Annotated in this window: 12 protein-coding genes; 9 read left to right on the top strand and 3 right to left on the bottom strand. The window is 34.4% G+C overall.

Annotated elements, in window-relative coordinates:
* Positions 1–4: 4 nt before the first annotated feature.
* Positions 5–1,369: an MATE family efflux transporter gene (locus PBV87_RS03970; protein WP_271011222.1), complete on the top strand. Its 1,365-nt coding sequence runs from the start codon at positions 5–7 to the stop codon at positions 1,367–1,369.
* A gap of 53 nt (positions 1,370–1,422) precedes the next feature.
* Here PBV87_RS03970 and PBV87_RS03965 read toward each other — a convergent pair whose 3' ends face one another.
* Positions 1,423–3,000: a hypothetical protein gene (locus PBV87_RS03965; protein WP_271011221.1), complete on the bottom strand. Its 1,578-nt coding sequence runs from the start codon at positions 2,998–3,000 to the stop codon at positions 1,423–1,425.
* A 153-nt stretch (positions 3,001–3,153) separates the two neighbouring features.
* On the opposite strand from PBV87_RS03965, the gene glgB reads away from it, so the two are divergent.
* Both glgB and PBV87_RS03955 read left to right on the top strand, forming a co-directional pair.
* A complete protein-coding gene (gene glgB / locus PBV87_RS03960) occupies positions 3,154–5,355 on the top strand; it encodes a 1,4-alpha-glucan branching protein GlgB (RefSeq protein WP_271011220.1) in 2,202 nt (733 codons plus the stop codon).
* 71 nt (positions 5,356–5,426) lie between these two features.
* Positions 5,427–5,957 carry a hypothetical protein gene (locus PBV87_RS03955; RefSeq protein ID WP_053984209.1) on the top strand — a complete coding sequence of 177 codons (531 nt, stop codon included), beginning with the start codon at positions 5,427–5,429 and terminating at the stop codon, positions 5,955–5,957.
* A 153-nt stretch (positions 5,958–6,110) separates the two neighbouring features.
* Here the strand turns inward: PBV87_RS03955 and argH are convergent, their stop codons facing one another.
* The gene (gene argH / locus PBV87_RS03950) at positions 6,111–7,487 is read right to left on the bottom strand and encodes an argininosuccinate lyase (RefSeq protein WP_271011219.1); all 1,377 of its coding nucleotides are present in this window, start codon (positions 7,485–7,487) and stop codon (positions 6,111–6,113) included.
* Between the two features lie 41 nt (positions 7,488–7,528).
* On the bottom strand, positions 7,529–8,743 hold the full coding sequence (locus tag PBV87_RS03945; protein ID WP_271011218.1) for an argininosuccinate synthase: 1,215 nt from the start codon (positions 8,741–8,743) through the stop codon (positions 7,529–7,531).
* Positions 8,744–8,990: 247 nt separating this feature from the next.
* Between PBV87_RS03945 and PBV87_RS03940 the strand changes: the two genes are divergently transcribed.
* The 6 genes from PBV87_RS03940 to PBV87_RS03915 all read left to right on the top strand — a co-directional run bounded on the left by PBV87_RS03940 (position 8,991) and on the right by PBV87_RS03915 (position 16,184).
* A complete protein-coding gene (locus PBV87_RS03940; protein WP_271011217.1) occupies positions 8,991–9,740 on the top strand; it encodes a YesL family protein in 750 nt (249 codons plus the stop codon).
* Positions 9,741–9,777: 37 nt separating this feature from the next.
* The gene (locus tag PBV87_RS03935; protein ID WP_271011216.1) at positions 9,778–11,058 is read left to right on the top strand and encodes an O-acetylhomoserine aminocarboxypropyltransferase/cysteine synthase family protein; all 1,281 of its coding nucleotides are present in this window, start codon (positions 9,778–9,780) and stop codon (positions 11,056–11,058) included.
* 56 nt (positions 11,059–11,114) lie between these two features.
* Positions 11,115–11,453, top strand: a complete 339-nt coding sequence (locus tag PBV87_RS03930) for a YHS domain-containing protein (RefSeq protein WP_271011215.1) — start codon at positions 11,115–11,117, stop codon at positions 11,451–11,453.
* 77 nt (positions 11,454–11,530) lie between these two features.
* Positions 11,531–12,334, top strand: coding sequence for a divergent polysaccharide deacetylase family protein (locus PBV87_RS03925; RefSeq protein WP_271011214.1), 804 nt, complete (start codon positions 11,531–11,533; stop codon positions 12,332–12,334).
* 53 nt (positions 12,335–12,387) lie between these two features.
* Positions 12,388–15,291: an insulinase family protein gene (locus tag PBV87_RS03920; protein WP_271011213.1), complete on the top strand. Its 2,904-nt coding sequence runs from the start codon at positions 12,388–12,390 to the stop codon at positions 15,289–15,291.
* A gap of 128 nt (positions 15,292–15,419) precedes the next feature.
* Positions 15,420–16,184: a glucose 1-dehydrogenase gene (locus tag PBV87_RS03915; protein WP_053984201.1), complete on the top strand. Its 765-nt coding sequence runs from the start codon at positions 15,420–15,422 to the stop codon at positions 16,182–16,184.
* The last annotated feature ends 2 nt before the right edge of the window (positions 16,185–16,186 follow it).

Genomic DNA, 16,186 nt, shown 5'->3' with positions numbered 1-16,186 from the left:
AAAAATGGATAATAAAAAAATTAGATTAATGAGTGAGGCACCAGTAGCAGAAGCAATTTTTAAGATGTCTATACCTATGGTAATGGGCATGATGGTACAAGTATTTTATAATTTAGTGGATACATATTTTATAGGAAGACTAGGAGATGCAAATCAGCTTGCAGCATCTAATATGGCACTGCCAATCTTTATGATGCTTATGGCTATAGCAGGTATTATAGGAACAGGGGCTTCTTCCTATATTTCAAGATGCTTAGGAAATAAAAATTATGAGGAAGCTAATCGCGTTACGACTATTGCTACAGGTTTACTTGTTATCTTAAGTATTATTGTAACAATAGGTGGTCTCTTGGGTACAAATGGAATAGTTAAGATGCTAGGTGCAACAGAGCTTACTTTCACCTATACTAAACAATATGTAAGTATTATGTTTATGGGTAGTATAGCTGTTATGTGTAACTATGCATTTGGCCAACTTTTACGTGCCGAAGGCGATGCAATGAAGGCAATGATCGGTATGATGATTGGAACAGTTGCCAATATCATTTTAGACCCTATCTTAATCTTTGTGTTTGATTTAGGTATAGTAGGGGCAGCGTTAGCAACTGTACTAGGTAACTTCCTTGGTCTTACCTATTATATATGGAGCTTCGCAAAAGGGAAGACTTTATTACGCATACATCCAAAGCAATTTGGTTTTGATAAAGAAATTTATGGAGAAATTTTTAAGATTGGTGTACCTGCTTCACTTAATCAAATGCTCATGAGTTTTGCAACGATTATTGCCAATAATATTGCTATTGGTTATGGTGAGTTAACTGTTGCAGGAATGGGCGTAGCGATGAAGATTATGACAATTGGTACATTTGTGTTCATGGGATTTGCAGCAGGATGTCAGCCTTTAGTAGGCTTTAACTATGGTGCTAAAAATCATAGTAGGGTGAAAGAAATCATTCAAAAAGGAATTATTATTACTTCTATTATAGGTGTATGCTTAGCTACTTTATTTGGTATTTTTGCAAGTGGATTGATTAGTGTCTTTACACCAGACCAAGAAGTGGTAGAGATTGGTACAACTATTTTAAGAGCATTAATTTTCTCACTTCCTTTTATTGGTGGACAAATGGTTACAACAACAAGTGTACAAGCTATGGGTAAAGGTATAGCTGCCTTAATTCTTTCTATTGCACGTCAAGGCATTTTATATGTACCTCTTCTTATCATTTTAAATAAGTTAGCAGGGTTTGAAGGGTTTATTTATGCACAACCTATTACAGATGCTATTATGCTAGTATTTGCATTTATAATTGTATTTAGAGTTTTAGCACAAGAAGATGCTAAGCAGGTCATAGAAGTGAATCAATGTTAGAAATGAAGAAAGAAACAAAGGAGGTATTGCATCTGGCAATACCTCCTTTATTTTTATTTATTATCTTCAGGATGATGGTGTCCGCCACAACATTCATGGTCGTGATTGTGGTGTCCGTGTCCGCCACAACATTCATGGTCGTGATCATGGTGTCCGTGTCCACCACAGCATTCATGGTCGTGATCGTGGTGCCCATGTCCACCGCAACATTCATGATCATGTGAATGTTCTTCAGTGCCATAAAGTGGGCTGTCATCATGGTAATCATATTCAGAGTCGTAAGGTACATAACCTTCATCATTACCACCAGGTAATGCTTGGAAGTAACCACTCTCTTCAAGTACATTACTTAAATACATCATTGTGAAGAGATTGCGTTTTGGATCACTTACATTTTGGAAACCTTGCATGATATATTTGTAGAAAGTTTCTTCATTCATAATGAATGGAACAACTGACATAAAGTATTGCATACGTAATTTACGAGGTACAGGTTCCATTGAAGATAATCTATTACGTAAATCACTTATAAAGTCACTAAAAATGGTTAGAACAGCTTCACTGTATGGACGATGCTTACTTGCATCAAATCCAAATACATGACTAACAGACATGCTATTGTAAGTTAGGATCAGAGTGAAGATTGGACCAGGATTACGTGTTTCACAAGCTTTTTTATAGTTTGGATAGATTTCTTCTTTAAGTGTAGATACACGTTCAGGAAGTGATTCAAGGAAGATATCTTTGTCTTCACTCTCATTTAAGATGTTTTGAATGGTACAGAATAAGTCATAGAAACTTACGTGTAAGTCTGTAAGTGTTTCAAAAGTGAGTTCATCAAAAATGAGTAAGGTACTAAAAGTACAAATCATATGATAAAGATTTTGAATAAGATCTAATGCGAAATCTATTGTTTCATTTGTAAGGTCGGCTTCTTCGAAGAATTCTTCAGCATCATTAATTGCTGCTAAGTCTTCTAAACCATGATAAATATCTTGGAAGCTTTCACCATAGTTTGTGTAAAGGCGTCCATCAAATAATTGACGAAGTACGCTTGTTAAAAACTCAGCACTTTCTACTGAATCTTCAATATTTACTTTAGCAAGACTTTTTTCTACGTAAGCTAAGAAACTTTCTTTTGTCATACGCATTGGAACGTATGGAAGTAAACTTGCTGCACGTTCTTGACGTTTTTTTGAAGTTTTCTCTGCAAATACAAAAGTGCTACAATCTTTAGCAAGTAACCCAAAGTTCATATCTTTTGCATCATCTTCTGTCAGATGATAGTCTTCATAAGTACTTTCAGTAATTGAACTTTTTAAGTTATAAAGAGATGTCAGATGCATAAGCTCTCTTTTATAAGCATTTAGACTACGGTATTTTTCTTCTAAAGCTATGCGGTAGTTAACAAGATTTGTTGCATAAGTCTCTTTGAATTCACTTTCACCGTTAAGAAGGTTTGGAAGGGTTAAGAAAAGTGTTCCCATTTCTTTTAAAATGCCAGCTACATCTTGATCAAAATACTCAAAAGTAGAAGCACAAGGATTTTTTAATACATTTAAATAATCTTCTATCATAGAGATATAAGAATAAGATATAGCAGCAAAAATAGATTTTTGATTTTTATCCATAGTATATTGTTCCTTTCACGTTTAATGCTCTATTAAGAATATACAATTTATAAAGAAGTTGCAAGTCTAATTCTATCCAGGTTGTAAAAATATGGATTAATTTATTGAATTATTTGCTAAAAGTAGTTAGAATAGTGTTAAGGAGTGATAAAAATGGAAAAATTTAATTTATTAAATCAAGATTTAGTAAGTAGCCTATTAAAAGGTGAATGCAAAGCGCCACATTCCTTACTTGGATTACATACATATCAGATAAAAGGGAGAGAACAACTTACAGCGTGCATTTATATGCCGGGGGCGGTGGAAGTTGCAATAGCACCAATTGACGACAGACAAAGACGTTATAAATTAGAGTCAATGGGTGAAGGCCTTTTCTTTGGAGCTTTGCCAAGAAGAAAGCATCTTTTCAAATATAGGGTATTTTGTACAGATGCACAGGGGAATACATGGGAGTATATAGACCCATATAGTTTTACAACACTTCTTCCAGAAGAAGATATTACACTTTTAGAGGAAGGTACACATTATGAATTATATAAAAAATTCGGCGCACATTTTACAACAAGAGATGGCGTAGATGGCGTACTTTTTGCTGTATGGGCACCAGAGGCAAAACGTGTAAGTGTAGTAGGGAACTTTAACTTATGGGATGGAAGAAGACATGCTATGCGCTTTATTCCATCAGTAGGGGTATGGGAGATTTTTATTCCAGAGTTAAAGGATTTAGATTGTTATAAATATGAAATAAAGACAGCATATGATGTGGTGATTTATAAAGCAGACCCTTATGCTATGATGGGTGAATTAAGACCCAATACAGCTTCTTGTATTTTCCCGGAAGAAAGTTATAAATGGCATGATACAAAATGGATGGAGCGTAGAGAGAAAAAAGCATGGTACAAAGAAGCTATATCCATTTATGAAATACATATGGGGTCATGGAAAAAACATGAAGATGGTACGTTCTACACTTACCGTGAATTAGCGGATGCATTAGCCAAATATGTGAAAGATATGGGATATACCCATGTTGAACTTATTGGTACAATGGAGCATCCTTTTGATGGGTCTTGGGGATATCAAGTAACAGGTTACTTTGCACCTACAAGCAGATATGGGACACCAGATGACTTTAAATACTTCATTGATGTGATGCACCGTAATCAAATAGGGGTTTTACTGGATTGGGTACCTGCCCATTTCCCTAAAGATTCCTTTGGACTTGAAAAGTTTGATGGGAGCGCTTTATATGAGCATTTTCTTGAAGAACAGGCATGTCACCCGCAGTGGGGAACTCTAATATTTAATTATGGACGTAAAGAAGTGAGTTTATTCCTTATTAATAGTGCTTTGTCTTGGTTTGACCGTTACCATATTGATGGACTTAGGGTAGATGCAGTAGCATCTATGCTTTATTTAGATTTTGGAAGAGAAGGAAGTTATATTCCAAATAAATATGGTGGAAGAGAAAACTTAGAGGCAGTAGAGTTTATACAACGTCTTAATACGGTGGTATATGAAAAATATCCAGGTGTCATGATGATTGCAGAAGAGTCTACAGATTGGATAGGAGTTACACATCCTGTTGATCAAGGTGGACTTGGGTTTGGATTTAAATGGAATATGGGTTGGATGAATGACTACTTAAAGTATATGGAAACAGATCCTTTCTTTAGAAAGTATGAACATAACAAGATTACTTTTAGTTTGATGTATGCTTTTAATGAAAACTTTATTTTACCGCTTTCTCATGATGAGGTTGTACATGGTAAGAGTCCTATGATTTATAAGATGCCAGGTGATGAATGGCGTAAGTTTGCCAATTTAAGAGCTTGCTATGGATACATGTTTATGCATCCAGGCAAAAAGTTACTTTTTATGGGCAATGAATTTGCTCAGACAAATGAATGGACAGAAGCCCGTGAGTTAACATGGGACCTTTTAGAATATGAACCACATAGACAAATGCAACACTATGTAAAAGACCTTAATCATCTATATAGAAAAGAGAAATGCTTATGGCAGTTAGATGATACTTATGAAGGATTTGAATGGATTGATTGTGATAATAAAGATTTAAGTATTATTGCGTTTATGCGCAAAGGTAAGAAAAAAGGTGATGACCTTATTATAGTTGTTAACTTTACACCAGAAGTTTATAAGGAACATTATATTGGTGTTGATAAACTTGGAACTTATGAAGAAATTTTTGCAAGTGATGCAACGGAGTATGGTGGAAGTGGTATTGTTAATGGAAAACTAGAAGCTAAGGAAGGTCACTGCCAAGGAAGAGAACAATATGTAAGTATGAATATACCACCATTAGGTATAAGTGTTTTGAAGTGGATAAAATAATCTGAAAAGTTTGCTGTTCCTTGTTTAAAAAATACTGTGTAGGTAATACTTAAACAAAGGATGGTGAATTGATGACGGGATTAAAAATTAAAGAAGATGTAATGCAAGGTATCGTACAAGTTATACAGCCAGATACTAATCATGAGATGACCTATTTTCCAGTGAAAGACTTAAGCTTATTTTTTAAATGGCTTAAGCATTATCCAGAAGGACTTAATTATATAAGTGTACCCATGCGAGAATGTTATAGTGAAATGATCTATATTTTAAGACCTCAGACACTCATTATCATTGAGCCTGATACTATTTCTAACAATTTGAAAGAAGTATTTGGAGAAGATGTCTTAAGATATATGGAAGAGACAGCAGCCACCAATATAGATGAAGAAATGCCCCTTATGAGTTGGGACATGCCTCATTTCTTAAAGCGTTTTTATAATGCGCCAACAAGGAAAGAAGCTTTAGAAATTTATAACCATTGGCAAGAGGTCATTCCACTTAATAATATTTATTTTTGCAAGGTACTAGAAATCTTTGAAGAACATTTAGATGAAATTCTCAACTATTTTAGTCTTCAAGAAAAAGTAGCAAGAGATGCATAGGTATAAATAAAGGACGTCGTATTTGAAGAATACGACGTCCTTTTATTCTATAAAGAATATGGAGTCTAGTATTCTAATAAAGAAAAAATTTAAAATACTAGAGAAGTTGCTATAAAAAAGCCCCTTACGTGGTGTAAGAGGCTTTTTAAAAGGTTAGAGATTATTTAAGAAAGTATCAGCAGCATGAAGGTGTGCAGTAACAGCTTCTTTACTTGGTCCACCTTTCACCTTACGTTCATTAACACATGTAATAAGTGAAATGGCCTCATAAATATCTTCTTCAAAAATAGGATGAATCGCTTGATATTCATCTAATGATAAGTTTTCTAAGTCTTTACTATGTGTGACACAGTAGAGCACAAGTTTACCGATTACCTCATGGGCATCACGGAAGGCCATACCTTTTTTTACAAGATAGTCAGCAGCATCCGTTGCATTAGTGAAGCCACCAGAAGCTGCTTTATACATGGTATCTTTGCGTACTGTCATTGTATTTAGCATAGCTGTAAAAATAGGTAAGCACATTTTGATGGTATCAATAGCGTCAAAAGTACGTTCTTTATCTTCTTGCATATCTTTGTTATAGGCAAGAGGAAGAGATTTCATCGTAGCAAGCAGCCCCATAAGGTCCCCATAGACACGGCCGCATTTACCACGAACCAGTTCAGCAATATCAGGATTTTTCTTTTGTGGCATAATAGAGCTTCCTGTACTGTATGCATCATCTAGTTCAATAAAATGGAATTCATGGCTACTCCATAAAATGATTTCTTCACTAAAACGACTAAGATGCATCATCATAAGACTTAGATTATAAATAAGGTCTAAGCAAAAATCACGATCAGATACACCATCAATACTGTTACCACATACTTCATTAAAGCCAAGTGCATGTGCTACATGGTCACGATCTAATGGATAAGTAGTTGTAGCTAAAGCGCCGCTACCAAGAGGTAGGCTGCTTGTCATATCATATGTAAACCCTAGTTTTTGATAGTCACGTTTGAACATTTCAAAATAGGCCATAAGATGATGACTAAAAGTAATAGGTTGTGCACGTTGCAGATGGGTATAACCAGGCATAATGGTTTCAGTATGTTCTTTAGCTACCTTAACAATAACTTCCATTAAATCATGTAAGAGCTCTTTAATCGTACAGATTTCTTCCATAACATAAAGGCGCATATCAAGAGCAACTTGATCGTTACGGCTACGCCCGGTATGCATTTTCTTTGCAACTTCTCCAATACGAGAAATAAGTAGGGTTTCAATATTCATATGAATATCTTCGGCTTTTTCATTAAAAGTCACTTCATTATTTTCAATAGCTTCTAGAAGTGAGAGAAGCCCAGCTTTTATCTCTTCGGCTTCTTCCTCTTTAATAATGGATTGTTTGCCAAGCATTATAACATGGGCAACACTTCCAATAATATCTTGTTTATATAGCCTTGCATCAAAAGAAATAGAAGAATTAAAGTGATCAGTCAAAGCATCTGTTTCTTTTGCAAAGCGTCCGCCCCAAAGTTTCATAGTCAGGCCTCCTCATAGTGTATAGTTGTATAAGTATGATTTTAGTTATTGTTTTTATGGCTAGCTTCCATAAGTGCACGTACTTTTAATGGAAGACCATAAAGATTGATAAAGCCTGTAGCATCATGATGATCATAAAGATCACCTGTTGTAAAGCTTGCAAGGTTTTCACTATAAAGAGAGTATGGTGATTGGCTACCTTGTGGAATAACGTTACCTTTGTAAAGTTTAAGTTTTACTTCACCTGTAACAACTTTTTGAGTACTTGTTACAAAAGCACCAAGTGCCTCACGAAGGGGTGTGAACCATTTTCCATTGTAAATAAGGTCAGCATACTCAAGGGCAACTTCTTGTTTGAAACGGTATGTTTCACGATCAAGTGTAAGGTGCTCAAGTTCTTCGTGGGCTTTATAAAGAATCGTTCCACCTGGTGTTTCATAAACACCACGAGATTTCATACCAACGACACGGTTTTCTACAATATCTTCAATACCAATACCGTTTGCACCACCAAGTTCGTTTAACTTTTCAAGAAGATGGGAAGGATCCATTTCTTCGCCATTAAGGTGAGTAGGCATACCTTCAGTAAAGGTTAAAGTAATGTAAGTTGGCTCATCGGGTGCTTGCTCAGGAGATACACCAAGTTTAAGGATTTTGTCATAAAGAGGTGCATTCCATGGATCTTCAAGATCAAGACCTTCGTGGGAGATATGCCACATATTACGGTCACGGCTGTAACTATCATCTTTTTTGACAGGTATTTCAAGTCCACGTTCTTCTAAATATGCAATTTCTTCTTCACGAGAAGAAATATCCCAAATTCTCCATGGTGCAATGACTTTAAGATGTGGTGCAAGTGCTGCAATACCAAGTTCAAAGCGAATTTGATCGTTGCCTTTACCTGTACAACCATGGCAGATTGCAACGGCACCTTCTTTTTCAGCTATTTTAACAAGTGTTTTTGCAATAACAGCACGTGCAATGGAAGTACCTAAATAGTATTTAGATTCATAAATAGCACCTGATTGAATCATAGGAAATACATAGTCTTTCATAAATTCATCTTTAACATTTTCAACGTATACTTTGCTTACCCCCATCTTAAGTGCACGTTCTTCTAAGCCTATAAGTTCTGCATCTTGACCTACATTAATACATACTGCAATAACGTCATAATCATAGTTTTCTTTAAGCCAAGGAATAAGTACAGATGTATCTAAACCACCGGAATATGCTAAAACAACTTTTTCTTTCATAATTAAATCCCTCCATTAGATAAAAAAATTATATATATAACTATTTATGTATAATTATACACCTTAAAAATTAAATTTCAAGTATTATTTATAGTAAAGTTAAAAATACTATACTTATTATAATTTCTACACATAAATCCCTTAAAATACTATATAAGAGTTGTAAAACATGATAGAAAACTAAGTGAAAATGTAGTATAATACACACATCACTCACAACAACAAGAACGACTAGGAGGTTTTAAAAGTGAAAATATTTGATTTAGATGGTCCAGTGTATCGCGTGGGGACTGAAATTGCCGATTTATTAATTTTAACTTTTTACTGGATTATTTGTAGCTTACCAATTATCACAATAGGTGCATCTACAACAGCTGTATTTTATGTATACGGTAAAAAAATTAGAGGTGAAGATGCCTATGTAACAAAAGATTTCTTTAAAAGCTTTAAAGAAAACTTCCTTACATCTATACCACTTACAATAGGAGTAGGTATTCTTTGGCTTTCTTGCTTCCTATACCGTTTAATCTTAATGAATATGGGTAAAACACCATCTTTCTTATTAACAGGGCTTGCTCTTTTCTTAGTGCTAGAAACTGCTATTATGACAATTTATGTTTTTGCCTTATTATCTAGATTCCATATGAAAGGAAAAGGCATTTTCTTAACAGCATTTGTACTTTCACATAAGCATTTAGCATCTAGCATTATTATGGTAGGGATTGCAATTTTAGTACAATATAGTTCTTTAATCTTCCCACTTATGCTTGTAATTTCACCTGTTTTAACGATTGCATTATGCTCATTCTTTATTCAAAAGAACTTTACCCTTCATATTAAAGCAGCTGAAGAGGCAGCTAAACGTAGCGAAGACTCTGAAAGTGAAACAGAAGATGAAGAAGACGAAGAGGACGACTACGAAGAAGATGAAGAGGAAACAGAAGGTGAAGATTCTTCAAATGAAGAAGAGGATCGTTCTTTCTTAAAATACATCTAGTCATATAAGATTTTTACAAAAGAAAAGGGGAATTTAAATGAAAGAGAGCTGGAGAATAGAAACCAAGATGATTCAAGCTGGATATGAACCGGCCAGCGGCGAGCCACGTGTCCTTCCAATTTATCAAAGTACAACTTATAAATACGACTCTACAGAACATGTTGCAAAGCTTTTTGATCTTGAAGTGCCAGGACATATGTACACACGTATTAGTAATCCAACAGTTGAGGCACTTGAAAATAAAATTAATGCATTAGAAGGTGGGGTAGGGGCACTTTGTACATCTTCAGGGCAAGCAGCAACCATGGTAGCTGTACTTAACTTATGTGAAGCAGGAGACCATCTTATTTCTTTAAATACCATTTATGGTGGTACATACAACTTATTTGCGATTACTTTTAAAAAGTTAGGGGTTGAAGTAAGTTTTGTATCACCAGATACAACAGCTGAAGAAGTAGCAAAATTAGTACGTCCAAATACAAAATTAATCTTTGGTGAGACTATTGCTAACCCAGCTTTAAATGTATTAGACATTACATACTGGGCAGAAATTGCACATAGTCATGGCTTACCATTAATTGTAGATAATACATTTGCAACACCATATCTTTGTAGACCATTTGAATACGGTGCAGATGTTATTGTTCATTCTACATCTAAATATATGGATGGACATGCTACATGTATTGGTGGGGTTATTGTTGATAGTGGAAAGTTTGATTATACAAATGGTAAATTCCCAGGATTTACTACAAAAGATGACTCTTATCATGGATTAGTTTATACAGAAGCTTTTGGGAAGGCTGCATATATTACAAAAGCTAGGGTACAATTTATAAGAGATATGGGGAATTGTATAAGTCCTCAAAATGCTTTTTTAACTCATTTAGGAATTGAAACACTACATCTTCGTATGGATAGACATAGTGAGAATGCTTTAAAGATTGCTGAGTTTTTAAATAAGCATCCACAAGTGGCTAGTGTAAACTATCCTTTATTAGAAGGTAATAGCCAATATGAGAAAGCGAAAAAGTATCTGCCAAAAGGTGCAAGTGGGGTAATCTCATTTGAAATTAAAGGAACTAAAGAAGATGCTGTGAAGTTTATGGATCATTTAGAACTTGCAGCAATTGTTGTGCACGTAGCAGATGCAAGAACAGCTGTTTTACATCCAGCAAGTTCTACACATAGACAGATGAATGATGATGAACTTGTAGCAGCAGGCATTAGTCCAACTCTTATTCGTCTAAGTGTAGGTATTGAAAATGTAGAGGATATTATTGAAGATTTATCTCGTGCGTTCTCATATTCAAAATAAATTCATATGATTGAGGTAGAATGGCATTAGTTCTAATAAAGAAAGGACCCTATAAAATGGAATTATTTTTAGATATTTTAATTAATGTTTTTCTTATTATGATGCTACTTAGCCTATTTAATTTAATACGCTATACAATAAAAATAAGAAAAGTCATGAAAACTTATAAAGACAATCCTAACGTTAAAGGTATTTCCATTGTCAATGGTGAAGTCAAAGTTATAGAAAATATGCCAACTACTATACAACCTGTAGAGGAAGTACCAAAAGATTTAGTGATTGACCCAATTTGTGGGAAAGAACTTTTAAAACAAGATGCTTATCGTATTTTAAAAGATGGAAAAGAATATTTCTTCTGTAGCTGGGAATGTAGAGAAAAATTTCTAGCTCATTAAAACACTTGTTTAAAACAAGTGTTTTTTTTTGATAAAAACACATACTAAGCATAATGGATTTGAAAGGGGCGATGATTATGAAAAAATCATTAAAAGGTATAATACTCACTTTTTGTGCATTAATTGTATTAATGGGACTTTCCTATTCAACTTATGCGGAGGAGACATCAACCAAAGAGCAAGTCAATAAAAAATTATATATTGCTGTCATTATAGATGATTTTGGAAATCAAATGGCAGGTACAGATGCTATTGCTAACCTCCCAATACCTTTAACAGGAGCCGTTATTCCAGGTATGCCATATGCCAAAGAAGATGCCGAGAAGCTTCATGCAGCAGGCAAAGAAATTATTTTACATGTTCCTCTTGAACCTATTAATGGCAAACCTAATTGGCTAGGTCCTAAGGGCATTACAACAGGAATGGGAGTAGATAAAGTAAAAACAACTTTAGAATCTGCAATGGAAGAAATTCCATATGCATTAGGAATGAATAATCATATGGGGTCACGTGCTATGCAAAATAAAACCATTGTGGGTGCGTTGATGAATTTTGCAAAAGAAAAAGGATTTTACTTTGTAGATAGCAAAACTTGTAAAAATGATGTGGCATTAGCACTTGCTAATGAAAAACAGATTACCTATTTAGAAAGAGATGTATTTCTTGATAATACACCAACAACAGAATATGTAATAGGTCAATTACAAGAAGCTTTAAAAGTGGCACAGAAAAAGGGATATGCCATAGTTATCGGACATGTAGGACCACAAAAGGGACCTCATACATCAGCTGCACTTAAAGCAATGATTCCTAAGTTACAAGCTCAAAATGTTGAATTTGTAACGGTTAGCACACTTATTAATAACTTGCGTGCACAATAGAAAAATGATAAACTTGAGTTTATAAAATAAGAATTAATAATAAGGAGAATGCCATGGCGCACAATGTAAAAGGATATACTTTGCAACAATCAGAGTATATTAAAGAAATAGATTGTACAGTTAATTTATATGAGCATGACAAAACAAAAGCTCGCATTTTATATATGGAAAATAATGATCCGCACAAAACTTTTGGAATCGCTTTCCGTACACCACCTCATGATAGTACGGGAGTACCTCATATTATTGAGCACTCTGTATTATGTGGATCACGTAAGTTCCCATTAAAAGATCCATTTATTGAACTTTCTAAAGGATCACTTAATACGTATCTTAATGCAATGACTTATCCAGATAAAACAATTTATCCTATTTCAAGTCAAAATGATGCAGACTTCCATAACTTAATGGATGTGTATTTAGATGCAGTATTTTTCCCTAATATTTATAAGAATGATACGATTCTTATGCAAGAAGGATGGCGTTATCATATTGAAGATAAAGAAGCACCTCTTGAATATAAAGGGGTTGTTTATAATGAAATGAAAGGAGCCTTTTCTTCTCCAGAAGAAGTAGGTTTTAGGAAAATTAAAGAAGCTCTTTTCCCAGATATAACCTATCATAATGAATCAGGTGGCGCACCAGAAGCAATCGTAGATTTAAGCTATGAAGACTTTTTAGCTTTCCACAAAAAGTACTATCATCCATCTAATAGTTATATTGGATTATATGGTAATTTAGATATAGAAGAAGTGCTTCACTTTATTGACAAAGATTACTTATCTCATTTTGAGTACCAACCAGTAGATTCACAAATAGCTAAGCAAGCACCATTTGAAAAAGCAAAAGAAGTTACAACTTATTATTCTGTTACAGAAGATAAGCCAAATCAACTTTATGTTTCTTATAACTGTGTGACAGGAGAAACAGTAGACCGTGAGTTAATGGTAGGACTTGGAATACTTGAATATGTATTGCTTGAAACACCAGCATCTCCACTTAAGAAAGCACTTCTTAGTGAAGGCATAGGAGAAGATGCATTTGGTGCATTCCAAACCCATTTAAAACAGCCAATCTTTAGTATTATGGCAAAGAATGTAAATCAGGACAAAAAAGCACGTTTCTACGAAGTCATTCAAGAAACACTTCAGAGTTTAGTAGAAAAAGGTATTCCAAGGTCTTTATTAAATGGTGCTCTTCAAGTTAAAGAATTTGAACTTCGTGAAGGAGATTTTAAAGGCTATTCAAAAGGTTTACTTTGGTATATTGGAACAATGAAAAGTTGGATTTATGATGAAGACCCAACTATTTATTTAAGATATGAAACGTTACTTGAAAACTTAAAAGCTAAAAAAGATACAGGATACTTTGAAGGACTAATTGAGAAATATCTCTTAAATAATACACATAGCATTAAGATGACTATTGAACCTAAAGTTGGCTTAGATGCTATTATTGAAGAAAAGGTAAAGAATAAACTTGCTAAAATTAAAGAAAGCTGGGACGAAGAAACATTACAGGCTTACATTAATAAGACATTGGCTTTTAATGAATCTCAACAAACACCAGATGCTTTAGAAGCGATTCAATCTATACCACTTCTAAAAAGAGAAGAGCTAGATCGTAAGACTAACTTCCCTCGTTTTAGAAAGGACAAAAAGAATGATACAGAATATATCATTAGCCCGATCTTCACAAACCAAGTAGTTTATCTCAATCATTTTATTGATTTAGAAGGTGTAGAAGAGGAAAGCTTACCTTACCTTGGTATGTTAGTAGGTATGCTGAGTAAATTAGATACAAAGTCTTACGCTTATGAAGATTTATCTATGGCAATCGATGAGCATTTAGGTGGTATAGAGTTCCATATTCAAGCATTGCATAAAGTAAATCAAGAGAATACGTTTAAAAAAGTTTTTGTTGTTAAAACAAAAGCACTATTTAATCAATTAGAGGAGCAAGTGAAATTAGTCCATACCATTATAAATGAAACTTCTTTTGATGATAAACGTCGTGTACGTGAAATTATTAAAGAGATGAAATCAATGATGGAGATGTCCTTAAGTGGTGATGGACATAAGATAGCTTATAGTGTACTTCTTGCTGGATTTAGCCAAGCAGAGTATTTTGATGAACTTACAAAAGGTCTTGTGTTCTATAAGAAAGTCTGTCAGATTGATGAAGAATGGGATACAAACCAAGATGAAGTGATTGCTAACTTAAAGAAAGCATATAGTGTCTTTATGAACCGTAGTCGCTATACAATTGGTCTTACAGTAGATGAGGAGCTTGTAAATCCATGTATGGAAGCTGTAGAGCAAGGGTTAAATCAATTAGAAAGCACATCTATACCAACTACAGCGTTTGAATTTAAGCCTCGTATAATAAGAGAAGGACTCATTTATCCAGGGAATGTTAACTATGTAGCAATGGGATATAACTTTAAGAAATTAGGCTTTAAATATCATGGTGGGTATTTAATGCTTAAAACGATTCTTTCTATGGATTATCTATGGAACGAAGTACGTGTGAAAAATGGAGCCTATGGTTGTTTTGCAGATTTTAGAAAGAGCGGTAATATGTTCTTTGTTTCTTATCGTGACCCAAATGTTGCAAAGACTTTAGAAATTTATAGAAAGTTACCTGATTATGTAGAAAATCTTAACTTAAGTGAGCGTGAGATGGTACAGTATTTAATTGGAACCATTAGTGGTATGGATTTCCCATATACGGCATCTACAGAAGGCTATACAGCACAGGTTTATGCTCTTGTTGACACAACAGAAGCAGATATTCAAAAAACACGAGATGAAATCTTTAATACAACTAATGAGACTCTTAGAAGTTTTGCGGAAGCGATTCGAAAAGTACTTGAACAAAATGAATACTGTGTATTCGGAAATGCGACGAGTATCGCAAATAACGATAGTTTGTTCGATACAACGGTTAATATTTAGAAATAATACACTTAAAACACATAAGTTTAGTAAAACTTATGTGTTTTTTTCATAACAACTTCTTTTCAGTCTAGTATTTTTTTGATAAAATATAGAGTAAAGCACTAAATCTGCCTTGGAGGTGTGAAATGGATTTTTCAAATAAAGTAGTGGTGATTACAGGATCCGGACAAGGGATAGGCGCATGTACAGCAGTAGAGTTTGCAAAGCGTAAAGCAAGTGTCATTATTGCAGAAATTGATGAAGAAGCAGGACGTGAAGTCGAAGCACTTTTACAGGAGCAAGGTTTAGATGCACTGTTCATCCACACAGATGTAAGTAATGAACATTCTGTAAAAGAGATGGCTTTTGCTGTGGCAGAGCGATATGGCAAAATTGATATTTTAATTAATAATGCAGCAGCTCAGACACAGGGGAATTTATTTACAACAACAATCGAAGATTTTGAATATGTTTTACGTGTGAATGTGACAGGAGCGTATATGTGTACAAAATACTGTGTACCGTATATGATAGGAGAAGGAGCAAACATTGTAAATATTGCATCTACAAGGGCACTTATGAGTGAACCTAATACAGAGCCGTATTCAGCATCAAAAGGTGCATTACTTGCACTTACACATTCATTAGCAGCAAGTTTAGGACCGAAGATTCGTGTAAATGCCATATGTCCAGGGTGGATTGAAACAAATGGATGGAAGAAAAAGAAAGATAGAAAGTTTGTAGCCCTAAGAGAAAAAGATCATATGCAACATTTAACTGGTCGTGTAGGCGTACCAGAGGATGTAGCAAAAGCTATTACGTATTTAACCAGTGAAGATGCAGGGTTTATAACAGGAGCGAATTTTGTAATAGATGGTGGCATGACCGTTAAAATGATCTATGAAGAGTAGAG

The sequence above is a fragment of the Holtiella tumoricola genome (assembly GCF_027857615.1).
Classification (GTDB): domain Bacteria; phylum Bacillota; class Clostridia; order Lachnospirales; family Cellulosilyticaceae; genus Holtiella; species Holtiella tumoricola.
Note: the sequence above shows the minus strand (reverse complement) of the source record. Positions and strands in the feature narration are given on the sequence as shown.